Source organism: Mesorhizobium sp. G2-6-1 (assembly GCF_055809095.1).
In genome coordinates this window covers 1-23,412 of the sequence record NZ_JBVVTF010000001.1, presented here as the reverse complement: position 1 = coordinate 23,412, position 23,412 = coordinate 1, and the positions used below count along the sequence as shown (strand labels likewise).

At 60.4% G+C, this 23,412-nt stretch carries 24 protein-coding genes and 6 pseudogenes; 20 read left to right on the top strand and 10 right to left on the bottom strand.

Translation table 11 applies throughout. The features are described from left to right. The first annotated feature begins 200 nt into the window (after positions 1–200). The 7 genes and pseudogenes from AC0L7S_RS19605 to AC0L7S_RS19575 all read left to right on the top strand — a co-directional run bounded on the left by AC0L7S_RS19605 (position 201) and on the right by AC0L7S_RS19575 (position 5,580). On the top strand, positions 201–1,913 hold the full coding sequence (locus AC0L7S_RS19605) for a ParB N-terminal domain-containing protein (RefSeq protein ID WP_473474413.1): 1,713 nt from the start codon (positions 201–203) through the stop codon (positions 1,911–1,913). 93 nt (positions 1,914–2,006) lie between these two features. Further along, a complete protein-coding gene (locus AC0L7S_RS19600; protein ID WP_473474412.1) occupies positions 2,007–2,480 on the top strand; it encodes a hypothetical protein in 474 nt (157 codons plus the stop codon). Next, on the top strand, positions 2,477–3,358 hold the full coding sequence (locus AC0L7S_RS19595) for a DUF7007 domain-containing protein (protein ID WP_473474411.1): 882 nt from the start codon (positions 2,477–2,479) through the stop codon (positions 3,356–3,358). The genes AC0L7S_RS19600 and AC0L7S_RS19595 overlap by 4 nt, the downstream gene beginning before the upstream one ends. Beyond that, positions 3,358–3,680, top strand: a pseudogene (locus tag AC0L7S_RS19590) (hypothetical protein). Before AC0L7S_RS19595 ends, AC0L7S_RS19590 begins: the two are co-directional and overlap by 1 nt. 80 nt (positions 3,681–3,760) lie before the next feature. Beyond that, positions 3,761–4,036, top strand: a complete 276-nt coding sequence (locus AC0L7S_RS19585; RefSeq protein WP_473474410.1) for a hypothetical protein — start codon at positions 3,761–3,763, stop codon at positions 4,034–4,036. 551 nt (positions 4,037–4,587) lie between these two features. Beyond that, positions 4,588–4,923, top strand: a complete 336-nt coding sequence (locus AC0L7S_RS19580) for a hypothetical protein (RefSeq protein WP_473474409.1) — start codon at positions 4,588–4,590, stop codon at positions 4,921–4,923. Between the two features lie 69 nt (positions 4,924–4,992). Further along, on the top strand, positions 4,993–5,580 hold the full coding sequence (locus AC0L7S_RS19575) for a hypothetical protein (RefSeq protein ID WP_473474408.1): 588 nt from the start codon (positions 4,993–4,995) through the stop codon (positions 5,578–5,580). Between the two features lie 202 nt (positions 5,581–5,782). Here AC0L7S_RS19575 and AC0L7S_RS19570 read toward each other — a convergent pair whose 3' ends face one another. Beyond that, positions 5,783–6,043 (bottom strand): hypothetical protein, encoded by a 261-nt coding sequence (locus tag AC0L7S_RS19570; protein ID WP_473474407.1) that lies wholly within the window; start codon positions 6,041–6,043, stop codon positions 5,783–5,785. A gap of 249 nt (positions 6,044–6,292) precedes the next feature. On the opposite strand from AC0L7S_RS19570, the gene AC0L7S_RS19565 reads away from it, so the two are divergent. The 9 genes and pseudogenes from AC0L7S_RS19565 to AC0L7S_RS19525 form a co-directional block, all read left to right on the top strand. Beyond that, positions 6,293–6,478: a hypothetical protein gene (locus AC0L7S_RS19565; protein ID WP_473474406.1), complete on the top strand. Its 186-nt coding sequence runs from the start codon at positions 6,293–6,295 to the stop codon at positions 6,476–6,478. Between the two features lie 261 nt (positions 6,479–6,739). Then, positions 6,740–7,456, top strand: a pseudogene (locus AC0L7S_RS19560) (ArdC family protein); the annotation flags it as partial. Positions 7,457–7,621: 165 nt separating this feature from the next. Further along, positions 7,622–8,122 (top strand): annotated as a pseudogene (locus AC0L7S_RS19555) (site-specific integrase); the annotation flags it as partial. Positions 8,123–8,539: 417 nt separating this feature from the next. Beyond that, positions 8,540–9,445 carry an ArdC family protein gene (locus AC0L7S_RS19550; RefSeq protein ID WP_473474405.1) on the top strand — a complete coding sequence of 302 codons (906 nt, stop codon included), beginning with the start codon at positions 8,540–8,542 and terminating at the stop codon, positions 9,443–9,445. A 127-nt stretch (positions 9,446–9,572) separates the two neighbouring features. Next, a complete protein-coding gene (locus AC0L7S_RS19545; protein WP_473474404.1) occupies positions 9,573–10,115 on the top strand; it encodes a Chromate resistance protein ChrB in 543 nt (180 codons plus the stop codon). Position 10,116: 1 nt separating this feature from the next. After that, positions 10,117–11,345: pseudogene (locus AC0L7S_RS19540) on the top strand (MFS transporter). A gap of 70 nt (positions 11,346–11,415) precedes the next feature. After that, positions 11,416–11,967 carry a phosphatase PAP2 family protein gene (locus AC0L7S_RS19535; RefSeq protein ID WP_473474403.1) on the top strand — a complete coding sequence of 184 codons (552 nt, stop codon included), beginning with the start codon at positions 11,416–11,418 and terminating at the stop codon, positions 11,965–11,967. A gap of 12 nt (positions 11,968–11,979) precedes the next feature. Continuing rightward, complete coding sequence (locus tag AC0L7S_RS19530; protein ID WP_473474402.1) at positions 11,980–14,010, top strand: bifunctional DedA family/phosphatase PAP2 family protein; 2,031 nt, start codon at positions 11,980–11,982, stop codon at positions 14,008–14,010. Between the two features lie 60 nt (positions 14,011–14,070). Further along, a pseudogene (locus tag AC0L7S_RS19525) lies at positions 14,071–14,286 on the top strand (zincin-like metallopeptidase domain-containing protein); the annotation flags it as partial. 195 nt (positions 14,287–14,481) lie between these two features. Here AC0L7S_RS19525 and AC0L7S_RS19520 read toward each other — a convergent pair. From AC0L7S_RS19520 to AC0L7S_RS19505, 4 genes and pseudogenes are all read right to left on the bottom strand, one after another. Next, positions 14,482–14,928 carry a universal stress protein gene (locus AC0L7S_RS19520; RefSeq protein WP_473474401.1) on the bottom strand — a complete coding sequence of 149 codons (447 nt, stop codon included), beginning with the start codon at positions 14,926–14,928 and terminating at the stop codon, positions 14,482–14,484. 69 nt (positions 14,929–14,997) lie between these two features. Beyond that, complete coding sequence (locus tag AC0L7S_RS19515; RefSeq protein WP_473474400.1) at positions 14,998–15,111, bottom strand: sunset domain-containing protein; 114 nt, start codon at positions 15,109–15,111, stop codon at positions 14,998–15,000. Positions 15,112–15,229: 118 nt separating this feature from the next. Next, a pseudogene (locus AC0L7S_RS19510) lies at positions 15,230–15,505 on the bottom strand (thermonuclease family protein); the annotation flags it as partial. A 41-nt stretch (positions 15,506–15,546) separates the two neighbouring features. Then, on the bottom strand, positions 15,547–15,693 hold the full coding sequence (locus tag AC0L7S_RS19505; RefSeq protein ID WP_473474399.1) for a hypothetical protein: 147 nt from the start codon (positions 15,691–15,693) through the stop codon (positions 15,547–15,549). Between the two features lie 689 nt (positions 15,694–16,382). Between AC0L7S_RS19505 and AC0L7S_RS19500 the strand changes: the two genes are divergently transcribed. After that, positions 16,383–16,691, top strand: coding sequence for a DUF736 domain-containing protein (locus tag AC0L7S_RS19500; protein WP_473474398.1), 309 nt, complete (start codon positions 16,383–16,385; stop codon positions 16,689–16,691). A gap of 134 nt (positions 16,692–16,825) precedes the next feature. On the opposite strand, the gene AC0L7S_RS19495 is transcribed toward AC0L7S_RS19500, so the two are convergent. Together AC0L7S_RS19495 and AC0L7S_RS19490 are read right to left on the bottom strand one after the other, a co-directional pair. After that, positions 16,826–17,104: an HU family DNA-binding protein gene (locus AC0L7S_RS19495; RefSeq protein WP_473474397.1), complete on the bottom strand. Its 279-nt coding sequence runs from the start codon at positions 17,102–17,104 to the stop codon at positions 16,826–16,828. Between the two features lie 129 nt (positions 17,105–17,233). Further along, on the bottom strand, positions 17,234–17,464 hold the full coding sequence (locus AC0L7S_RS19490; protein ID WP_473474396.1) for a WGR domain-containing protein: 231 nt from the start codon (positions 17,462–17,464) through the stop codon (positions 17,234–17,236). 565 nt (positions 17,465–18,029) lie between these two features. Between AC0L7S_RS19490 and AC0L7S_RS19485 the strand changes: the two genes are divergently transcribed. Further along, a complete protein-coding gene (locus tag AC0L7S_RS19485) occupies positions 18,030–18,284 on the top strand; it encodes an AbrB/MazE/SpoVT family DNA-binding domain-containing protein (protein ID WP_473474395.1) in 255 nt (84 codons plus the stop codon). Next, on the top strand, positions 18,278–18,598 hold the full coding sequence (locus AC0L7S_RS19480) for a type II toxin-antitoxin system PemK/MazF family toxin (RefSeq protein ID WP_473474394.1): 321 nt from the start codon (positions 18,278–18,280) through the stop codon (positions 18,596–18,598). Before AC0L7S_RS19485 ends, AC0L7S_RS19480 begins: the two co-directional genes overlap by 7 nt. 400 nt (positions 18,599–18,998) lie before the next feature. Here the strand turns inward: AC0L7S_RS19480 and traG are convergent, their stop codons facing one another. The 3 genes from traG to AC0L7S_RS19465 are packed head-to-tail and all read right to left on the bottom strand — an operon-like array spanning position 18,999 to position 21,479. Further along, positions 18,999–20,918 carry a Ti-type conjugative transfer system protein TraG gene (gene traG / locus AC0L7S_RS19475; RefSeq protein WP_473474393.1) on the bottom strand — a complete coding sequence of 640 codons (1,920 nt, stop codon included), beginning with the start codon at positions 20,916–20,918 and terminating at the stop codon, positions 18,999–19,001. 23 nt (positions 20,919–20,941) lie between these two features. Further along, on the bottom strand, positions 20,942–21,205 hold the full coding sequence (locus AC0L7S_RS19470) for a conjugal transfer protein TraD (RefSeq protein ID WP_473474392.1): 264 nt from the start codon (positions 21,203–21,205) through the stop codon (positions 20,942–20,944). Positions 21,206–21,245: 40 nt separating this feature from the next. Then, positions 21,246–21,479: a TraC family protein gene (locus AC0L7S_RS19465; protein ID WP_473474391.1), complete on the bottom strand. Its 234-nt coding sequence runs from the start codon at positions 21,477–21,479 to the stop codon at positions 21,246–21,248. A gap of 221 nt (positions 21,480–21,700) precedes the next feature. Here AC0L7S_RS19465 and traA point away from each other — a divergent pair. Continuing rightward, positions 21,701–23,412 (top strand): Ti-type conjugative transfer relaxase TraA (gene traA / locus AC0L7S_RS19460; protein WP_473474390.1); only part of this gene is annotated, 1,712 nt, incomplete at its 3' end.

Genomic DNA, 23,412 nt, shown 5'->3' with positions numbered 1-23,412 from the left:
GTGCGCTCAACCGCGCCGCTCGCGATCCCGGCCGTTCGTTCTTCGCAGGGCTGTGAGCCCCGCTTGATCGGCCCGGCAGGGATGCTCGGCCGCAGTTGCACCGGTCCGCCCGCTCCGCGGGCCGGGGGATGTCTTCGGGAAGAAGACGAGGAAGGACGCAGCGATTGGCTGTGTCCGGCAACCCGTTAAGGAGCACTCCCATGGAACTGAAGTTTGTCGATCCGCGTGCGCTGAAGGAAAACCCCGACAGGGCGCGGCGCTCCAAGTCCAGCCCGCAGGCCGACGCGCTGCTGTTGGCCACGATCCGCGCCGTCGGTATCGTGCAGCCGCCCGTCGTCGCGCCGGAAATGGATGGCGGTAATGGCTATGTCATCGATGCCGGCCATCGCCGTGTGAAGCAGGCGATCGCCGCAGATATGGACGAGATCGCCGTATTGGTGATCGAGCGTGCCGAGGATGGTGGCGCCATGCGTTCGCTGGCCGAGACGCTGGCGCATGAGCAGCTCAATCCCGTCGATCAGTGGCGAGCGATCGAGCGCCTGGTGGCACTCGGTTGGACCGAAGAGGCGATTGCGGTCGCATTGGCCCTGCCGGTGCGCCAGATCCGCAAGCTCCGGCTTCTGGCCAATGTCCTGCCGGCGATGCTGGACCATATGGCGAAAGGCGATATGCCCAATGAGGGCCAGTTGCGAACGATCGCCTCGGCCGCGCTCGATGAGCAGAAGGAGGTGTGGAAGAAGCACAAGCCCAGCAAGGCCGATCCGCAGGTATCGTGGTGGAGTGTGGCACAGGGCCTGCAGAAAACCCGCATGTATGCGCGAGACGCAAGCTTCGGCGATGATCTGGCGCAGGCCTATGGCATCGCCTGGGTCGAGGATCTGTTCGCGCCGGCCGACGAGGACAGCCGCTATACGACCGACGTTGAGGCGTTCCTCGGCGCGCAGCAGGAGTGGATGGCGAACAACCTGCCCAAGCGTGGCGTCATCGTCGAAGCCGGTGCTTATGGTGATGTGAAACTGCCGCCCAAAGCCGAGCGCGTCTATGGCAAGGCCGGTAAGTCCGATCACACGGCGATGTATCTCGACCGCGAGGGCAAGGTGCAGTCGGTTGCCTATCGCATGCCGGAGGCCAAGAAAGCCAAGGGCAAGAAGGGCGAGCAGGCAATCGCCGATGGTAACGATTCACCGGTCGTTTTGAACACACGCCCGGACGTTACCCGCAAGGGCATCGAGATGATCGGCGATCTTCGCACCGATGCTCTGCACGAAGCGCTGGCGCGCGTACCGATCGAGGACGATAGGCTGATGGCGCTGCTTGTTCTCGCCTTTGCCGGCCAGAACGTGACGGTGGCTTCCGGCGCACGCGATATCTCTTGTTGCGGGGCGGCCGGCCTCGGTGAACACGCCGCGCGCCTGATTGACAAGGACGGCAAGCTGGAGTTCGACATGGACACGCTGCGCATTGCGGTCCGATCCATGCTAATCGACGTCCTGTCGTGCCGCGAGAACCGTTCGACAAGCGGTGTGGTTGCCCGCGTCGCCGGCGATGTCATCGGCGCGGACAACTTCTTGCCCAACATGGGTACGGACGAGTTCCTGTCCTGCCTGTCTCGACCAGCGCTCGAGGCGTCGTGCGCGGAAACGTCGGTCCTACCTCGACAAAAGGTCAAGGACACACGCGCTGCCCTGGTCGACCACTTCAAGGAAGGCCACTTCGTTCATCCGTCGGCACTGTTTGCTCCTTCTCCGGAAACGCTCCACGCCTGGCTGACGAAGAACGAGGCCAAAGACGAGCCTGAAGACGACGGCACGCCGGCGGACCAGGACAAGCTCGACGACGATGCCATCGTCGAACAGCCGCATGACAACGCCGGCGACGACAATGTCGAAGGCTTCCGCGAGGCTGCCGAGTAGCCGCCACCCCTTCTTCTTCCGATCGCATTCCCGCCGCCGGTGACACCACCGGCGGCGGTTTCGTTTCCACCATCAGCAACACGGAGAAAACAAATGTCGGCTCAACTGATCTATGACCTCGTACCCCTCGGCTCGATCGTTATGTATTCCGACGGAACACCACGTCCGCCGGAACGGCATCGCAAAAAGCTCGCCGCCTGGGAAAATCGCAACAGCGGTGGCCGGCTGATCCGCAAGCAGGCCGAGCGCCATATAGGCAACACCACGCTGCCGGCGTCCATCACCCTGCACAAGGGTGACTATGGCAGTCAGGGGACGATTGTACTCCGGGTCCACCAGAGCTTTTCCGTAAACAGCGAGCTGAAGTTCGCGGTCAAGGAACGGCCTGCCATCGGCTCTGTACTGGTGCTCGACCGGCCCGGCGAGGACGCGGAACTTGTCCACCTCGCTGCCAATCGGCAGGCGGCGGAAGAATGGCTCACCTGTCATGGCTATCCAGGCGCGGTGCTCGAGGAGGTGACGGCCGACGCCATGGCTGCCGATACCATCGAAGGGAGGGCGGCATGACCACCTCTCAAGATCGCCGCGCAAAAGAAGCCCCGGATAATTCCGGGGTTTCTTTTGGGCGCAGTGCGGATGGCGTGCAAGCCGCCCTTGTCGGCGAACACGCGTTCGCCATGGCTCCCGCCCGTGACGGCCGGTACTATCTTGTTATCGGCTGGCGTATTCGCCGGCCGATGCCAGAATGGACCCGATCGGATTTCTACGGCCATTCCGGTGAGCTTGCCAATGAGGCGGCTTTCAGATCGAAGGTTTTGGAGCAGGCCGAGCACCAACGCGAGCAGATGGCGCTTGGCCGCCGCGAAGAAAAATCGACGGCGCACACGCCGTGGGGATCATCGCAGGGGGCCACCGTCTATGCAGACGGTGTCGTATTCCACTCGACAGCCGGCCACGGCGGTTTTTATCTGTCGCCGGAGCGCAATGGGTCGATCCATCCCCTGTTGCGAGCCGCCAACGGCTATTATGAGGAGGACGAGGCCTGGGCGATCGTCGCTTTCACCTTTCCGCATCTGTTCACAAGTTTCGAGAGTCGATGTGCGGAGAAATCCATCAAGGACAGCTATCCCGATGCCTGGGAGGTGATCACCGGAACGGTGCTCCAGCCAGGAGAATCCCGCAAGAAGGGCAAACGCGCATTTTTCGAACGGCATGCCGGGGACTGGATCGTGGTGTCGGCAATCCGTTCCGATCACCAACCCGGTTTTACCGAGGTCATTGCCACGCTCGGCGGCAGGCGTGGGCCGGGTGCCGAGGTGCAACGTTTTCTTCTTCCGTCCGACGAGTATCATGTCGGGCGCTTCGGTTTCGTCCTCGATCCCGACCGGCATGCCGCCTACAATGGTCCGTCGAGTTTCGCCAGCTGGCGCGCGAGGGGTGCGTGATGTCCTCGATCGATCGCCGTGCGCAGCTTGCCCGTATGACGGAGGCTCGTCGCCAAAGGCAACGTCAGCTCGACATGATCGACCGGCAGATCGCGCGGCGCATGACCGCGCTGATCCCGCAACTCGGCCGAAAACAGGCAAGCTACCGGCGCGGCAAGGCTCCTGATCCAGCTGCATTCCTCGAACGGTATCGCTCAACCTTGCCGCGATCACATCTGAGCGCCAATCCGAGATCGACGCTCTCTCCCGCAAGCTGGCACGCCAGGACCGCGCCATCGAAGCGTTGCAGGTCAAAATTCCTACGGAATTTCTGGGTGTCTGATGCCGGTGCGGAATCACAGCGCTTGCGGACGAACTCCGTGCGCAACACCAGTCCCTCTATCGCCTCATGCCGACAGAGTTTTGCAGCCGGACGAATCCAGAACGAAAGACCAGAAGGCGTTTTTCCAAAAGCACGCCGGCGACTGGATTGTGCAGTCGGCGATCACCTCCGATCATGCGGAAGGTTTTGTCGAAATTGTCGCCTCATTGGGCGGCGAGCGCAGTGCGATCATTGATGCCAGGCGCTTTTTCGTGCCCTCGGACGAATACACTATTGGCCGTGTCGGCTTTGTTATCGATGAGACAAGACACCTGCCTTACGACAGGCCGTCGAGTTTTGTTGGCTGGAGACGGTGATCGCGATGCCCTGGAAATTGATTGCAAAAAGTTTCGGGTGGCGCGCCGGATTTTTACGTGAATGGGCCTCGCAAAGGGCCCTCTGTCTATCGTCCCGGCGAGGCCTTTTTCTTGGCAGGGTCGCATTTTTGAGGCTATCCCATGTTCCCCGGGGCCTGCCGCCATGAGCGCGTTTGATCGAACAGCACTGCTCATGCGCATGGTCATAGCTTGCCAGCAGAACCGGCAGCGCCTAGCCCTGATCGAGTAGCAGATCGAACGGCGTGCCGAGCGTATAACTGTCACCGCACGGCTCAAGGGATCTTCGTTTGGGCATCGTGGGTCTTGCTGGATACTTTACGACGAACGGCAGTTCCGGGAGGATGTCGATGCCCTGACCTTTGAGTGTCGGAGCGAACTCGACGCCTTGTCCCGCAAGATTGTCCGGCAGGAGCTTGCGATCGCGATATTCGACGCCCGCGCATTAGCAGCGCTGGATCTTGCCGCTTGAGGAAAGGACGCACGCATATCGACGAGCGGGTTCGAGGTATGCCCGGACAGGTTGATGGTGTTTGCGTGTCAGCGCTACGATATTTCTTACTGTCGGTGGTGGTGAGCTGAACACGTTCGGAACCGGGATGGTGCTGCATGGTCATATCAGCCTTTCCATCGGGCTTTCGGATCAGAGACGGTTCCGTGTTGGTCCTCCTTCGGGATTGCTGCGGTTTAAGCCGGTTGTCGGTCCCTTCAAGGCCGCTTTGCGCCGCGGGGCGGCCGGAGCCGCCGCTCTCGACAGGCCGGGCCCGCGTCCAGGATCACGACTAAAAGCCCTGCCTGGCCGCAAACCCATCCCGCTCGATCTGGCGTCCCCGGACCCTGAAGCGACCGCCGGACACCGGCTTTCCTGACCGCATCCGAAGGCAGGGCCGGCACGGGTCGGTCCGAACCTTCGGTAAAAGCAAGGAAAGGATTTAGATATGACCAAATCTACTCGTCCATCCCCTCAATCCGGCCGGGTCGTTCAATTCCGCAAGGGCACCACCCTCGAAATGGTCAGGCTCGTCTGCCCGGATGCAAACCAGGCCAGCCTTATCTCCGAAAACTTCGGCCAGCCGCTTCTCGACAGCGACGGCATCCGCGAACTGCACCAGCAAATGATCGTCCAGAGTGCGGATGCGCTTGATGACGGTCTTGGCGAGCGCGCCATGCAGATCCACCTGCAGCGGATCGTCGGCGCCTTTGTCGGCTCCGCCCATGGCGCCGGTCAATTCTATTCGCGTGCCGTCACCGAAGCGCGTGACGCCACCGCCAAGTCCGCCAACAATGCCCGCGACGAAGATCGCGATGGGCCCGTCGGTTTCGACAGTCAGGCGCAGCGTAAGCGCGAATTCGCAGCCGATATGGGCTTGCAGGCCCATGCTTTGCGGATGGCGGCCGAAGGTGTCGTTGCCTCCTATGAGCAGGTGGTCGGCGAAGCCTGGAAGCCCTTTGTGCGGCAGGTTGACAACCCCGGACAGACCCTCGACCGCAAGGCGGCCGAAACGCAGATGGCAGCCTTCGGATAGGTCGCCCAAGGGCGAGGCTTCGGCCTCGCCCATTTCATGTCGTCACGTTGCATCCTGCGGTCCCGCATTTTCTCTATTGAACGAAGAGCAAAGGCAGGAGGTCGATTCATGCCAAGAATCACGAACCCCTTCTTCAATATGAGGCAGATGAAGATCAATGGAGACGAGCTGATGCTGCTCGATGGGGGCGGCCGAGTATTTTTCACGCCGTCTGCGACGCCACGCTGAAATGACGGCGTTCGCTGAGGTTGTCGTCAGTGGGGTCTTTGATGCTGGAACTCGTGACGTTGATGGGCATCAGGTATGGCTTTTTACGCCGGGCTCCGTGGTAGCGGGCAAAGCCGACCAGCACAATGATGGTGATGGCCTCATAAACTCGCACTGAGACACACCGGCCACCTCCTGTCGGCAGGCCGCCGTATTTGTCGTTGTTGCGACATCGACCGGGACCGGGTGAAGGCATCGGCGGATGACAGCTCCCTGATGCCGAAGTCGACACGGCATGGATGGGGCGCGCAGTGAGACGTACCAATCCCTGCTCTTTTGCGATGGCATTCCTGGTCCATCTCCGGGACTTCCACGATCAACCCACGAGGGGTCCGCTAGCAAGCTGCGGCCGTTCGGCTGCGCCTTCACGGTGATCGCGTCCGGAGACGGACACTGACGGAGCCATCGAGCGGGAATTGGCCCGCTCCCAAGATGGAGCCCTCAGATGTCGCACAATCTTTCTCTCGCACAAAAGCACGCCTGGAACCTCGCCCGCACCCTGATGATCCCGGTCATCCTCTTCCGGTCCGATGAAAAATACGGCGTTCTGCCCGCCGACGAGATTGAAGACGCCGACGTCACCATTCTCTTTGAATATGATCCATTCACCGGTGCCCGGTCGGTTCATTGAACCGGCCTTGCCACGCGGGTGTGGATGCGGCGGCGCAAGTCGCCGCATCTCTTCTAGGAAATCAAGAGCAATTGTGGCCGCCATCGCGGCCCCGTCCCGGTTGGAGGTCCTGGCGGAGCCGGTATCCAGCGCAACGGCTTTGCCGTCCTCCACATTCGTTCCGGCCCTTCGGGTGCGCCGCCTCCCCGATTACTCCGCCGTCCGGACCCCTGTGACGGGGCCGCGATCGGCGCGGCCTCCAGAATGGAGGTTTTTTTAAAAATGGCAAAGAGAGAAAACGGCCCGCGTGTCGATATTTACGCGAAAATCACCGATAGGATTGTCGCCGATCTGGAAAAGGGCGTGCGACCCTGGATGCTGTCATGGAGCGTGGCAAATACGAGCGGGCGCATCACCCGGCCTCTCAGACACAATGGCGAGCCATATTCCGGCATAAATGTTCTTCTTTTGTGGTCGGAGGCGGTCGAGCGCGGTTTTGAATCATCTATATGGATGACTTTCAAGCAGTCGAGCGAACTTGGCGGCCATGTCTGCAAGGGCGAGAGCGGCAACCTCGTCGTCTATGCCAGCCGCTTCACCAAAACAGAAAACGACGGCCAAGGAGGCGAGGTCGATCGCGATATCCCCTTTCTCAAGACCTATACCGTATTCAATGTCGATCAGATTGAAGGCCTGCCAGAGCATTATTATCAACGTCCTGTCGCAATTATCGATCCAGTCGAGCGGATCGAGCATGCCGATCGCTTTTTCGCCAACACCGGCGCTGTTATTCGCCACGGCGGATCGAAGGCGTTCTATTCGCCGTCCTCCGACCACATCCAGATGCCGCCATTCGAGAGCTTTCGCGACGCGGAATCGTACGTTGCCGTGCTCAGCCATGAAACGGTGCACTGGACAGCAGATTCTCGAAGGGTTGGGCGCGATCTCAGCCGTTATGGGAAGGATCGCAGCGAAAGAGGGAGGGAGGAACTCGTCGCCTTATCTTGACAGTCTGCACCGACTCCCAGTGTCCTGCTGACGTCGATGCAACAGGACTGACGGAGGCGTTATCCAGGCCGGCCGCAGCGCTCCCACATAGCTGGCGGAGGCCGGCCTGGATAGCGCCGGGCAAGTTGAACTCCTTCGTTAAAGCTGGCTCCCCGGATGGGGGTCTGGGGGAAGGTTGAACAACTTGTGGACAGTGTAATCGCAGCTTCAAGCATCACCATTCAGGAGCGCAGATCAGCGGACGGCCCTGACGCCCATGTCCCGATGATCCTCCGGGACGGGGCGCTATACGATCCTGATCTGGATCGCTTTTTCCGCGACCTTCCTTTCAACGGCGTTCGCTCCCGCCATTCCCTTCGTGCCTATGGCTACGACGTTCTTGTCTGGGCTCGTTTTCTTTCGGAAGCCTGCGCGAAGACGATATGGCAAGCCGACCGGCATGATGTTCTTGCCTATCACCGCATCCGCCGCCTCGCCGACGCCGGACAACGCATCTCTGCTGCTTCCTGGAATCGCGCCGTCGCCTGCCTCGATCGGCTATATCGCTGGGGTGTGCAGGAAGGACTAATCGCGGAAGCGCCCTTCACGCATCGCTCGGCCTGGAGGCAGGGGTACGCTGGCCGGCGGGCGCAGATCGCGGCACGGAACGATGCCTATGTCCCAGCTTCAACGAAGCATCCTTCAGCAGGACCTTGAGCGAGCGAGGGCGATCCTCAACAGCATAGACAAGGACCCATCCGTGCCCGGCTCCTGAGCGGAGCCTGGTGTGCTCCTGCGCCGGTGGCCAGCCCGGCGTGGTCGGAGCGCGCGATGCCCGGCGCATCCTCGCAACGGCTGATCGCCGTCCTCCGCTTACGCTTCGGCTCTACGAGTGCGCGGCCGCGCCTGAGGCATCGCAATCCGCTGCTCCGACGCCGGGACAGGCCCGGCGGAGAAGGAGCAATGATCATGACAAAACAAAAAATCAGGAACAGCCGTCCGAACGGGCGGCGGGAGAGGAAGAGGACCGCCGGAGTCGGGCGGTCGGTTGAAGGGGCGAGAGAGGCTCGCGCCGCCGGCCGCGGAGATTCTTCCATGTCCAACACCTCTGCATCTGTCCAGCGCGCCGACGTCTATTCCCGCGTCACGGCCGAGATCATCGCCGCCATCGAGCAGGGCGCCGGTGAGTGGCGTGCGCCTTGGTTCCACAACGGGACCAGCATCGCGCGTGCAACCAACGTGTCGTCCGGTAAGCGCTATCGCGGCATAAACACGTTGGTGCTCTGGGCCGCGGGCTTTGCCGCCGGATATGGCGACGGCCTCTGGGGCACTTACAAGCAATGGCAGGATGCCGGCGCGCAGGTGCGTGAAGGAGAACGCTCCACCACAGTCGTCTTGTGGAGGGAGATCAAGGTTTCCCGGCAGGCCGACAATCAAGATGATGATGACGAGCATCGGCGGATGTTCGCCCGCGCATTTTCCGTCTTCAACATCGCGCAGGTGGACGGGTACGAGCGCCCGGCGACTCCTGTGCTGCCCGAGGCCGAACGCCTCGCCCATGCGGAAGCATTCATCGCGAACCTGGGCGTCAAGACGGAGTACGGCGGGTCGCAAGCCTATTACCGCCCGTCGACCGACACGGTGTTCATGCCGACGTTCACTTCATTCCCCGACGCCGCGTCATTCTACGGTGTGTGGCTGCACGAGACCGGCCATGCCAGTGGTGCAAAACACAGGCTCGACCGCGATCTTTCCGGTCGCTTTGGCTCAGCGTCCTATGCCGCTGAAGAATGCTGCGTGGAGATTCTCAGCGGGTTTGTCCTGGCTGATCTGGGCGTCGCCCACTATCCGCGCCCGGATCATGCCGCTTATGTTGCCTCGTGGCTCAAGGTCCTGAAGGACGATTCCAAAGCCATCTTCACGGCCGCCAGCAAAGCGCAACAGGCGGCCGACTGGATGCATGCTCAGCAGCCTCAGGGCGCGGAGGAGATGGCCGCATGAGCAATGTAATGCCGCGACGACGGCGAGTTTGGCACACCTAACGCCTGAGCCAATGACAGCGGGCCACCAACTTGCGGTCATTTCCTGTTCTATTGATTTGGAACAGTCGTTACATTATCAATGAACGATGACCTCATCGTCCTGGCTCCTCATGACCTACAAGGTCCCGTCCGAACCCGCCGCCAAGCGCATCGCGCTTTGGCGCCGCCTCAAGGGCTTAGGCGCCGTCTATCTGCAAAACGGAGTTTGTCTTCTGCCGAAGACCGACGATCACATCCGCCGGCTGAAGATGTTGGAGAACGACGTCTCCGAGATGGGCGGTGAATCGGTGATCCTCGAGACCGTGGCGCTCGACCGTTCCCAGGAAGACAAAGTTGTCAGCCGGTTTACGGCGGACCGCGACGAGCAGTATCGCGAGTTTCTGGGTCGTTGTGCGGATTTCGAGAAGGAGATCGCGAAGGAGATTGCGATCAACAAATTCACCTATGCCGAGCTCGAAGAAGAAGACACCGACCTGAAGAAGCTGCAGGGCTGGCTGGAAAAGATCCGCAAGCTCGACTTCTACGGCGCTCCGCTCCGCGAAGAAGCCGAAGCACGCCTGCGCGACTGCGAGGAACTCCTCGACAGCTACGCCCAACGGGTTTTCGACGCTCACGACGAGAACCGGTAAAATGGCCAGTCAGGATGGAACAGCAATAACAAAGGTGCCGGCGACATATCGCGGTATTCCAGCCGGAATATGGGCGCTCGGTTTCGTCTCGATGCTGATGGACATCTCCTCCGAGATGATCCATGCGCTCCTGCCGGTGTACATGGTCTCGGTGCTGGGCACGTCGGCCTTCGCTGTCGGTGTCATCGAAGGTATTGCCGAGGCGACGGCGTCGATCACCAAGGTGTTTTCCGGGGCCCTAAGCGACTGGCTGGGCAGACGCAAATTTCTCGCGGCGCTCGGCTATGGCCTCGCCGCCGTCACCAAACCTATCTTCCCGCTCGCCACCAGTCTCGACTGGTTGATCGCGGCACGATTTGTCGACCGCGTCGGCAAAGGAATTCGAGGTGCGCCACGGGACGCCCTTGTCGCCGACATCGCTCCCCCTGAACTGCGCGGTGCGAGCTTCGGCCTGCGCCAGTCGCTCGACACCGTCGGCGCATTCATCGGTCCGCTCCTGGCGATCGGTCTGATGTGGCTGACGGCCGACCATTTTCAGGCGGTGTTCTGGATTGCAGTCGTTCCCGCCTTCCTGTCGGTCGGTGTACTGCTGTTTGTGGTTAAGGAACCGGAGCGGCCACGAGAACTTCGCCACGTTCGCATGCCGTTCCACCGGGATGAGTTGGGCCGTCTCGGTAAACACTTCTGGTCGGTCGTGGCCGTCGCCGCGGTATTTACGCTCGCCCGCTTCAGTGAGGCTTTCCTCATTCTGAAGGCCCAGTCGATCGGCCTGCCAATAGCGCTTGTTCCGCTCGCGCTCGTGCTGATGAGCCTCGCCTATTCGCTTTCTGCCTATCCGGCCGGCATCCTTTCCGACAAGGTGGATCGGATCACCATTCTTCTTATCGGCCTGTCACTGCTCGTCTGCGCCGATCTCACTCTGGCGTTCGCACGTAACATTTTGGGCGCCGGATTAGGCGTCGTGCTCTGGGGCCTGCATATGGGCTTCACCCAAGGGCTGTTTGCCAAACTGATCTCGGACACCGCGCCGGCGGAACTGCGCGGCACGGCCTTCGGCATGTTCAATTTGGTCACGGGCGTGGCCCTGCTCCTTGCCAGCATTATTGCGGGAGCCCTCTGGGATATGTCTGGACCGCGGGGACCTTCCTCGCCGGCGCGGTGTTCGCGGCACTGACCCTGGTGGGTCTAGTCGTTGTTCACGCCCGCCTTTCAACACAGACGAGCGCCTGACATGGGAGCGTCAACACAAAACGGAGCGGCTGCTACGCGCTGATCTCAAAACCCGAACATAGGACTTCCGATGTACGACCTCGATGCTTTCCTCACACATGCCATAAACAGCCTTGCGGGAGCCAACCCTGCAAGCGACCTTCTGATGATCTGGGTTTCCGCCATCGGCGTACCGCTACTGGTTCTGGTCGTCGCCGGGCAGTGGTGGCGTAAGGGCGACAGGGTCCACACCCGCCATGTGCTCGTCGCGAGCGGGCTCTCGTTTCTCTTCGGTCTCGCCATCAATCAGGTGATCCTTTTGCTGGTTCATCGCATCCGGCCCTATGACGCGGGAGTCAGCCATCTGCTGATTGCGCCGAGCGCCGACCCATCCTTCCCGTCCGATCATGCAACCGCGACCTTCGCCATCGCTGCCACCTTTCTGCTGCACGGCATGCGCCGCGTCGGTTTCTGGTTTCTGGCCGCCGCCCTGCTTGTGACCGTCTCCCGGGTCTATATCGGCACGCACTATGTCAGCGATGTGCTTGGGGGAGCATTGACCGGCATTCTCGCCGCAATTGCGGTCCGCGCCCTCTATTGGGAAGGTACCCGACTGGACCGGTTGGTCACAAGGATCTTGTAAAGGCGATCCCAAATGTTGGCCTCGTTCTTTTCCGCCATTACCGATTTTATCGCAGCGCATCCGCATTTCGCCTACGCGGCCGTTCTGCTGCTGGCACTGTCTGAATCCGTGCCGGTGATCGGGGCGGTCGTGCCGGGCACTGCAGTCATTCTCGCCCTCAGTGCGCTCGTTCCCACCGGTGTCTTGACCCTTTGGCCGTTGCTCGGAGCAGCGGTCGCCGGTGCCATTCTCGGCGACGGGCTCTCATTCTGGATCGGTCATCGCTACAACCGGAATGTTCTCGAGAACTGGCCAATCAATCGTCACCCGGATCTTGTCGCGAAGAGCGAAGCCTTCTTTGACCGTCACGGCGACAAGAGCGTGTTCATCGCCCGCTTTGTGCCCGGAGTGCGCGCCTTCATCCCCTTGATCGCAGGCGTGCTTGGCATGCGCGTTTCGCGCTTTTACGCGGCCAACATCCTCTCCGCGCTCGTCTGGGCGCCATCACACATTCTTCCCGCGGTGCTGGTCGGGAGCGCGTTCAAGCAATTCGGATCGGCGGCCGAGCCGCTTGCCATTCTTGTGATCCTCTTGATCGTGATCATTTGGGCGGCAATTCATGTCGTTCGGCTGGCGTTGCGCCATGGCATTCCGCTCATGTCGACCGCCACGCAGAGGTTACACATCTGGGCCAGTGCACATGATGCTCGGTGGAGCCGTGCCATTCTTGGCTTGCTCGATCCCTCACGTCCAGACACGCGAGCCCTTGTACTTCTGGCTGTGGTGCTGATCGGCTCCGCCTGGCTCTTTTTCGGCATTTTGGAGGATGTCGTCAGCGGAGATCCGTTGGTCAGGGCCGATACCGCAATTTATAACGCTCTTCAGGATCTGCGGACCGCACCCGGCGATGCCGTGATGATCGCATTCACGGAACTAGGCGACACCTTCGTCGTCGCATCGATGACAATCGCGATTCTGGTGTGGTTGGCTTGGAGGCGCACCTGGCGGACGGCAGGCTATTGGCTACTTGCGATAACTGGAGCGACCGCGATCAATACCGCAATCAAACTCGCGCTTCATCGGGCGCGACCTGCGGAGTTGTTCTACAGCGGCGCGAGCGCATTCTCGTTCCCGAGCGGCCACAGCACGGCCAACACCGTGCTTTACGGCTTCCTCGCCTTCCTGATCGCGATCGGAGTACGCCCCATATGGCGTATTCCTGTCGTTTTCGCGGCCACGTTCATCGCGTTGCTGATTGCTTTTTCGCGCCTCTATCTGGGAGCTCACTGGTTCTCTGATGTGACCGGAGGGTTGGCATTCGGGACTGCGTGGATCGCCGTGCTCGCTTTCACCTACCTCCGCAAGCCGGCCGAGACTTACGGGGCGATTGGACTTGCGATTGTCGGCATCACGGCGCTTGGCCTCGCCGGTGGGATCAATGTCTATCGACATCATGCGCTGGACACCGAGCGTTATGCCTTCACGCCGGTCGTGCAGACCATGACGACGGACGAGTGGCGTGCCAAGGGTTGGCAACAACTTCCACCCTACCGCATCGATATGTTTGGCGAGCTCGAGGAGCCAATGACGGTCCAATGGGCCGGCAGTCTGCCAGCAATCCAGCAGGCGTTGGAGAAGGAAGGGTGGCGCACATCCGCGCCTTGGATCCTCACCAACGCGCTCGGCTGGCTTACGTCGAAAGTCGCCCCGGCCGAATTGCCGGTGATACCGCATCTCGCGAGTGGCAGACTGCCGAGCCTGACCGCTGTGCTGGCAGATGACAAGGCGCCAGCGGCTTCGCGCTTCGTGCTGCGGCTATGGGCAAGTGATCTCCAACTATCAGGGGTGAGTATGCCCAAAGTCTGGATCGGTTCGGTGGTCGAAGAGCATTTCGATCGGCCCATTTCCCTTATAACCATCGCGCAAACCCGGCCGGATGCGAATGCACCGCGCGATTTGCTTTCCGAAATTTCTCGGCAAGAATGGTTCCTTGCCAGACCTGGATTCGCCGAGGACGCCAACTGGGATGGTCGCGTTTTGCTATTGGATCAGAATTCCCAGTAGCGGTCGCGCGCGACATAAGGATGGATGCGATCTGCCCAGACCAGTTGACTGTCAGGATACGTGGCCGAAATCGGCTCGGCAATGTTGTGCGCCGATCTCGATATTGTGCCGGAGCTGGAACCGCGGCCAGATCATGCGGCCTATGTCGCCAGCTGGATGAGCGTTCTCTCCAACGACAAGCGGGCGATTTTTTCCGCTGCCGCCCATGCGCAGCGCGCCGTGACGTATTTACATGAGCTGCAGCCGCACCCCGATACGGTGCGCAAGGCCGCCTGACGCTTCAAGCAAGTGCATCGAAGGAGAGGGCGCCAGTCCTCTTCCTCCGAATCCAGACACGAATGCCGGATTGACCACGGTCCAACCAGATTTGTAACTCAGGTAATGATCGTGGCGACGACGACCGCGGAGCGAATCTCGCGCCGGCGCACCACGACCATGAGAACAATGAAATTGTTCGTCGGCGGACTGCCGTCAATGCACTACGAGAACCGGGGTGTGGCTATGGGCAAGGACTTCCGTCGTCTGGCTGCCCAGAACCATTTTGCGGATACCGCGCCGACCATGGGAGGCCATGACGATCAGATCGCAATCGGAACTTGCAGCCGCCTCCAAAATTGCCGTGGCTGGATGTTCGTTTGGAATGTGAAGGGTGTTGGCGCTGATCCCCAGCTTGCCCGCCTCCGCCATGACGGCAGACAGAATGCCATTTGCAAACTGCTTCTGGCCCTCGTCGTAGCGCTCGTAGTCTACGGGGCTTCCGACCCACCCGGAGCTCATTGCCCCCTGTATCGGAAAAAGCTCGGTGGCAGTAATGATCGTCACCCTGCTGCCTAGTGCCTGTGCCAATGATAAGCCCTGATCAACGCCTCTCTGCGCCAGGTCCGAACCGTCAGTGGCGATGAGAATATGATTGTACAATGCTTGTCTCCTTCAGGACGGTCTTGCACTCCACACTGAGGTAGTCATCAGCACTCCACCCGACAAGCGTCAGATCGTCGACTTTCGCCAGCCTGCCTTGCGTGCCTCATCCTCTGTACAGAACCAGCGCTCGCCCTTGTCGTCGGCAATCCGGGTCTTTGCGTAATATTTTTGACCAGGCATATGGTAGATGCGTCAGCGGCTTTGAGTGTGCTGCTGCTTGTTGGCTTGCAAAGGCGCCATGTGAATATCGCGGCCAGTCCATCGCCTGTCCGTTACGAACAAGCCATTTCTGGACACTGGCGCCATCTGATCGATAACAGTCGCCAACAAAACGGTCATACTGGTCCCAACCGACGAAATCGCATCGGGTTGGCCGTGCTTGCGCGAGGAATTCATTGAGTGCGTTGGCGGCGACCTGGCCGCACCGGTAGTCACGGTCTTGCGCGTCTTTGCAAAGCTGCTGGCTTTCCGGTGCATCGATACCATTGAAGCGAACACGTTCGCCGTGGATTTCGATCGTGTCACCGTCGATAACGCTGGCACGGCCGACAAGCTGTTCGTTAGCCGAAGCCATTGTCACAAGAGCGACGGTGGCAGCGAGTAGAGCAGCGATCCTCAATGGCAGTGAACCGAGCCGGTGCTGTTGTCCATATGGCAGCATTGTCCTGGCGGCGAACTTTTCCGGCAGCCGCCACCATGGGCAACAGCAGCAGCGGTCAGCGCCATCATGGCAATGGCGAATGTTGAAACGAACATTTTCATGTGTGCTCCTCTATCCCCACGCCCAGCTAATCATCATTGCCGGCTATCGACAAGCGCGAACGGGATGACGTGAGACCTGGACTTCTCCCATAGTGCGGGCATCAACTGGACGCTACTTCGGGCCGGCGCGGCCAGATCGCTTGCGCTGTGGCATCCACGGCAATGTTTGGCCATCAGGTGACGAGAGACTGGGCGGTGTCGCATGACATGGTGGTGCATGCGTACGCTGTCGATTTCCACGAGGCTTCCGAGCAGCACTCAACCGGAGATGGCAGTCACTGGGTGCGCTTTTCGATCCGGTTGGCATGTCGCCCTGGTACTACGACCTTGTCGTGAATTGGTGTAAACGTCACGGACGCTGCTATCGTTGCCTGGTGTGAGTTGCCGAGGCAAACACCTGTCTTCATCCCGGATATTTCTGCAACGGGCACACCCACCTGCGTCCTCGATGTGGCTGGTCTGACCGAAGGCCGACTTCGCTGCGCGCAGCCTCGCTCTAACACCCGCAACGGCCTGCACGGCTTTCTTCCCCTGGCGGCTGCGCCACCATTCCTCGCGAAACAAGAAAGCCGCTCCCGGCCGCCCTTCATTGCATTCCGGCCCCAGGGTGCGGGTCGATCGCCTCCGGCCTGTCGACCGCCATCGAGGTCGCGGTAGGCGCGGCCCGAGAAAACCAAGGGAATGAGACAATGGCTACCATCGGCACCTTCACCTCCACCGGCAACGGCTTCACCGGCGCCATCAAGACCCTCAACCTCAACGTCAAGGCCAAGCTGGTTCGCGTCGACACCCCCTCCGACAAGGGACCGCACTTCCGCATCTACTCAGCTAATGTCGAGCTGGGAGCGGCCTGGCAGAAAACCTCCAACGAGGGCCGCGATTACCTGTCGGTCAAGCTGGACGATCCGAGCTTCTCGGCTCCCATCTACGCCACCCTGATCGAGGTGGAAGGCGAGGAAGGTCTCCAGCTGATCTGGTCCCGGCCGAACCGGGACTGAGGGCACCAGTTAGAAGGCCTCGCCGCAAGGCGGGGCCTTCAATTTTCTCCGGTAGGGACGACCGGCTGCTCACATGACCCACCGATCCTGCAGCGCCGAAGGCTTGTGGCCTCGGCGCGATCGGCGGTAGCGGATCAGCCGTTGAGTGCATCCTTGATGGCTTTCGCCGGCGTGAAGGTCAGCTTCTTCGAAGCGGCGATGTTGATGGTCGCACCGGTCGATGGATTGCGGCCCATGCGTGCCGGCGTTTCCTTCACTTTGAACTTGCCAAATCCCGGCAGGCTGGTTTCTGCGCCGCCGGCTGCCGCATCGGCGATTGCCTTGAACACGCCGTCGACGATGGCTTTGGCCTGCGACTTGGTTAGGCTGTTGCTGTTGGCGATCTTGTCGGCGATTTCATTTGTTGTCGTCATGGAATGGAACTCCCCTCTTCTGTCATTGGCACTTTGCCTTTGACACACAACGCTGCGCATCGGAAAGCATAAAAGATGCTTGCGGTCGTAAAAATCTCCGGAAAACTGCGGAATTCAACGCATTCTCCTCTACGGAGACCTGTACCCACGCTTGCGTTTGCTGCGCTCCAGCCGATTGAACGCTTCGTCGGCGTCCACGTTTTCGTCGAACGTCTGCATCATGGCCTGGCCGTTCGTGCCGATCCGGCCCCAATTACGCATCAATGACGCGCCGCCGAACAATGTCGGCTGAATGGACAGCACGTAAAACCGCGCCATGTTACGGGCCAGATCGATGCGGCGAAGATGCAGTGTGTCCATGTTGGCAGTTTCGGGGTGTCGCGCTGTTTCGTCCAACGAGTAATATGAATCGTTTGGCGATAAACGATTCATGCCTTTGATGATGATGTGTCGGACAGCGGTTACGAGTTTGGACGGGTACTCCTTTTCCAACCCAAAGGGTCGAGCCCCGGCGGGGTGAGCAGGCGGAGGCCGGAACGCGCTCTCAAATAGCGCCGAAGAGACGGCCGGAGCCTTATGGAACACACTGCCTTGCCGCTGGGTGCATCTTCTGTGTTGCCGGCACACGGGGACAATATGGCCATCGCCTGGAAGGTAGCGGCAGAATTCGATCGCTCCAGCTGGTCTCAGGCGCTGTCGGCCATGCCCTGATTTTCGCTTTCTCTGGAAGTCCCGTCCAACGATTTTCCTGAATCGTAATGGTAGGTTCGGGTCGCGCCGTTGATAGGTCATGACGTATCTTTCTTTCCGATTGCATCCATGGGAGTGCGCGGACAGCCCGAACAATCGGCCGCGCTGTGATTACAATGTTGTAACCAGTGCGCTAATCTGCTATATGCTGCCACAGAGATAGATGGAGGTAGCGATGTTGAGCGCAGTCAAAAAATTTGGCAATTCAGCCGGCGTTATCCTTCCCAAGCCCTTGCTTGCTGAGTTGGGCGCGCAGGCTGGTGATAGTGTAGATCTTCGCCTCGAAGACGGCAGGATTGTCATAGAGCGCGTGCCGATGCCGGCGCGGAAAGGATGGGCAGAAGATGCGCAGCGGCTTGCCGCCGGGGGTGATGGCGGGTTGTTCTGGCCCGAGTTTGGCAACGATGAAGACGCCAAACTGACATGGTGAAACGCGGCGATGTGTGGCTTGCCGCGCTCGATCCAACTGTCGGCAGCGAGATTCAGAAGACACGGCCCTGCCTGATTATTTCTCCACCGGAGATTCACGATCATCTGCGCACGGTCATCGTCGCGCCGATGACATCTGGCAGCCGGCCCGCGGGCTTCCGTGTGCCAGTCTCGTTTGATGGGGTTGACGGTCTGATTCTGCTGGAGCAATCGCGAGCGCTCGACAAGCGTCGGCTGGTGAAGCGCCTTGGTCAAGTGCCCGACGCGGTGCTGGCGCAGGCATTGCGGACGCTACGCGAACTGTTCGAGGAGTAGGCAAAGGAGCAGGGAAATGATCGAGAACCGCATCGCTGGCACTGCCGACGCCTCGCCGAAATCGCGTCATTTTGCCTACCGCCTCGCCAGCTTCGGGATCGCACTGCCGTTCGACGCTCTTGAGGCCATTGGCCGTGCCGGCTTTTACGGCACATGGCATCTGCTCTATTTCATCGCCTGCGCATTCCGCGCCTTTACCGGCTTCATGATTTTGGCCGGGATCGTGATGTTGCCGATATCGCTCGGTGTCTTCGTCGATCCGAATGCTGCGCCCATGCCGTGGTGGTTCTTCCTCTCGTCCGCGCTTGGAATGTTCGTCTTTGCGATCGGCTATAATCTCTTCCTCGACTGGTTCGCTCCCCTAACGCGGAAGATCCATTCGACCGCTTCCGCCCTTCTGCTAGGCCGAAGTCTTGACGAACCTGTTTGGACTGGCCTCGGCGTCCATGTCTTTTCTCCGGAAGTAGATCGCCCGACCGCAGCGGATCGGATCGTGCCCCTGGACGATGATGATCTGCTCATCCTTGCGCATCTGTTGAGTGATCTCATGCGGCATGATCAGGGGACGCCGCTGCAGATTGAGGCTTTCCGACCGTCGCGACCCGCTATTGGAATTGCTCCAGCCGACATTGCGGGATTTGCCCTCGACCTCGACCGTCATTTCTCCACATTGCGCCGAGACGTTGCGCGCCGTCTCCAACGCCTTGATCGCGGCATAGGAGGTAAAGGCGCATCCATCAATCCACGATGTCGCGCCATCCTTGCCGAAATGCCGTTCGAGCTGTCCGACCGACTGGTACATCAGCATCATCGTGATGCCGTACTTACGGCCGCGGTCGCGCGCCTCCTCGAGCACGCGCATATAACCAAGCAGGTCGACCTCATCGAGCATGAACAGGGCGCGGCGCTTGAACGCGCCGTCAGCCTGCGTCATCGCATTGATCAATGAGCCGATGATCACTCTCCCAATCCCCGGATAGGAGCGCAATATCGCCGCCGGGATGTTGAGGAACACGTCTTTTCCGCCCGTAACAATATCGCTCGATTTGAACGAACGACCGCAGACAAGAGCGGCGTAGTCGTCAAGCGACAGCCATTGCGTATCCTTCGAAGCCGTCGAATAGACACCGGAGAATGTCTGCTCTGTCATATTGGTGAAGACGCCGAGCGTTTCGCGGATAAAAGCCGATTGTGATGTCTCTTGAATATCGCGCAGCATTGCGAGAACCGAGGGCTCGGGCTCGGACACGATTTGGCGCAAGCTGCGCAGATTGCGCCGCCCGGCATATTCCGGGGAAAGCACGACGTGGGCGAGCAATCCCGTCAAAAGATTGTGCGCCTGGTTCTGGAAATAGCTGCCAGTCGAAGATTCGAACCGCGCGCTTTCCGACAGCAGCATATGCGCAACAGCGACAATATCCTCTTCCTTGTGTTTCGAGGTTTCGATCCAGTCGAGGACGTTGAAGCCCGTCACGGGGTTCGACGGATCGAGCACCATGCACTCGCGCCCGAGTGTTTGTGTCCGGTGCTCGACCACCATCGGCGCGACCTCGGTCGATGGGTCGAGGCAGATCAACGGACCGGTGTATCGAAGCGCCGTCGGGACGACATTGCTCGTCGTCTTGAAACCGCCAGACCCCGCGAAGAACAGCATGTGGGTGGAATCGAAATCCTGCTTGTAGGTCAGCAGGGGCGCGCTCCCGCCGCTGCCCCATACCTCCCGGTCTGCCGGATCGAAAGGGACATCACGGATCGTCTCCTTATCGACGCGATAGCGCTCGCCGATGACGATCTCGCCATCGGGCGGAAACAGCTTTCCGGCCGCCGACATGTTGAGCCAATCGGCATCGCCGAACGTTCCCCGCTTCGCGCGCTTGACCGGATCGGAAACCACGACCGAGATCCGTGCTGAAACCGCTACGATGACGAAACCGACTGCCGCAGCGATGACCGCGAAGAAATCGAGATAAGACAACACCTCGTCCCAGGTCACCGCGCCGCTCTCTACCGATGGCGAGAGGCGCGCGTATTCGCGTAATGCGTAGAAGCCGGCGACACCAAGAAAGCAGATCAGGCTAGCAAACGCGACCGGCCGGCGGCGGTGCATTGGCAGGGCGAACACGGTGATCAATCCAGCGACCGGACCGAATAGGAGATTGGGAACGGGCGCAGAACGCAAGAACCAATAGGCATTCTCAGGTGAGAAGCCCGCGGCCATTCCGTGCCATCGGTACGATGTGATTACCAGCGTCATCGCCGTGACCGCGGCCGGCACGATCGCCCATAGCAGCGCCGGCTTCAGTCTGGTCTTGCCTGCCATGTCCGGCATCCTTTCGCTGGCGCTCAGTCGCCGGTGGTCTTCGCGGTGTTATCGGAGCCAGGCGATCCCGCTTCCGCTGGCTTGACGCTCTGAATGCCGTCGCGCTGGAACGCCATGCCGCCTTTGGCCTTCAGGCGGTGATGCTCGGCCGACCCCACCCGAACGGTGGCTGCCTCCAACAGCACGCCGAGCAGGAAGGCGCGGTCAGCCTGTCGCAGCCCGGCCTTTACGATCAGCCCGCCAAGCGTGATCTTCTCACGCGCGTCTTTTTTACGGTCCTCGGTCATGGTCTGCCGCCGCCTTCTCTCCAGGCCCAGAATGCGCTGCTCAAGACGCTTGAGCAGATGCGCTTGAAGGCCGCTTGGCCTCGCCGCGAAATCGCGCGGCGATTTCCTCGAAGACAGCGTCGAGCTCGTCGTCCGGGATTTCGAGTTCTGCCAACCCCGCCTTGGCTGCTGCTTTGGCAAAGCGTTCATTGGCCTTCGCCAGAATTCCACGGCGCTTTTCGCGCAGTTTCTCTATCTGGGCATCAATCTCGGAAATCGACGATTTTGCACGCATTGTCTACTTTTCCTTCCGGTAGCACTGTTTCGATAGGGAGATTATACAGTATGGAAACGCATAGTAAAAGATGCTAGGTTCCATCGAGCCATTAGGCTCGTTTCAGGTCTGCGCCCGAATGGGCGCATCCCGAGAAGCGGCATCGGTCCTACGGTCCGATCTGTTCGAGGGCGTAATATACGTCGCTGAAGCGACATGCTTGGAGAAGGGTCTCGGATCGCATGGCGATCATGTTCGTACGGGCACAGGTGATCAGCAGGGGAGCGGGACGCAGCGTCGTTTCCGCCGCTGCCTATCGTCATCGTACGAGAATGGTGGAGGAGCAGACTGGCCTCGGCTTCCGTTATGAGGGAGGTGCTGCGGAGCTGGTACATGAGGAGCTGGCGTTGCCGGATCAGACCCCGGCCTGGCTGCGCACCATGATCGATGGCCGGACGATTGCGGGCGCCAGCGAGGTCTTGTGGAATGCCGTCGACACGTTCGAGAAAAGGGTGGATGCGCAGCTAGCACGCGAGATGATCTTCGCGTTGCCGGAAGAGCTGTCGAAGGTGGAGAACATTGCCCTGGTGCGTGAATTCGTGCGCGATAGCCTCACGTCAAAGGGAATGGTCGCGGACTGGGTCTATCACGATAAGGAAGGCAATCCGCACATCCATCTGATGACCGCCTTGCGGCCGCTGACCGATGACGGTTTAGGCAAGAAGAAGGTCGCGGTTCTCGGCAATGATGGCGAGCCGCTGCGTGTCGTGACGCCCGATCGGCCGAAAGGCAAGATCGTCTATCGGCTCTGGGCCGGTGACAAGGACACCATGAAAGCATGGAAGATTGCCTGGGCCGAGACGGCTAACAAGCATCTTGCGCTTGCCGGTCATGACATTCGTCTCGACGGGCGCTCCTATGCCGAACAGGGACTTGATGGCATCGCCCAAAGCCATCTTGGTCCTGCGAAAGCAGCCCTCGCTCGAAAGGGTAAGGAGATGTACTTCGCGCCGGGGGCGTTGGCGCGACGGCAGGAGATGGCCGACCGCCTTGCTGACGAACCCGGCCTTTTGTTGAAGCAGCTCAGCCGTGAACGTTCGACATTCGACGAGCGTGAAATCGCCAGGGCGCTGCATCGCTATGTCGACGATCCAACCGTCTTCGCCAACATCCGGGCGCAGCTGATGGGATCGTCCGATCTGGTGACTTTGAAGCCGCAGCAGATCGATCTGGATACCGGAAAAGTTGCCGAGGTTGCGGTGTTCACCACGCGGGCGATGCTGCGCACCGAATATGATATGGCGCAGTCGGCGCGGGAACTGTCCGGCCGATCCGGCTTTTCGGTGTCGTCTAAGATAGTTGATGAAGCCATTCACGTGGTGGAGAAGCGTGATCCGGAAAAGCCGTTCAAGCTAGACATCGAACAGGTCGATGCGATCCGGCATGTCACCGGCGATAGCGGCATAGCTGCCGTGGTCGGTCTGGCCGGTGCGGGTAAATCGACCCTGCTCGATGCGGCGCGACTTGCATGGGAAACCGATGGCCGCCGCGTTATCGGTGCGGCTCTCGCCGGCAAGGCGGCGGAAAGTCTGGAAGACAGTTCCGGTATTAGATCGCGGACGCTGGCTGCCTGGGAGCTGGCCTGGGCGGACGGGCGCGACAAACTGCAAAATGGCGATGTGCTGGTTGTCGACGAGGCCGGCATGGTGTCCTCAGAACAATTGGCGCGCGTCCTCAGGGCTGTTGAAGACGCCGGCGCGAAGACAGTGCTGGTCGGCGACCCGATGCAGCTTCAGCCGATCCAGGCGGGTGCCGCGTTCCGCGCGATAGTCGAGCGCATCGGTTTTGCCGAACTCACCGGGGTGCGTCGTCAGCGTGAAGCATGGGCGCGCGAAGCGTCGCGCCTATTCGCCCGCGGCAAGGTCGAAGAGGCCCTCGATGCCTACGCGCAGCA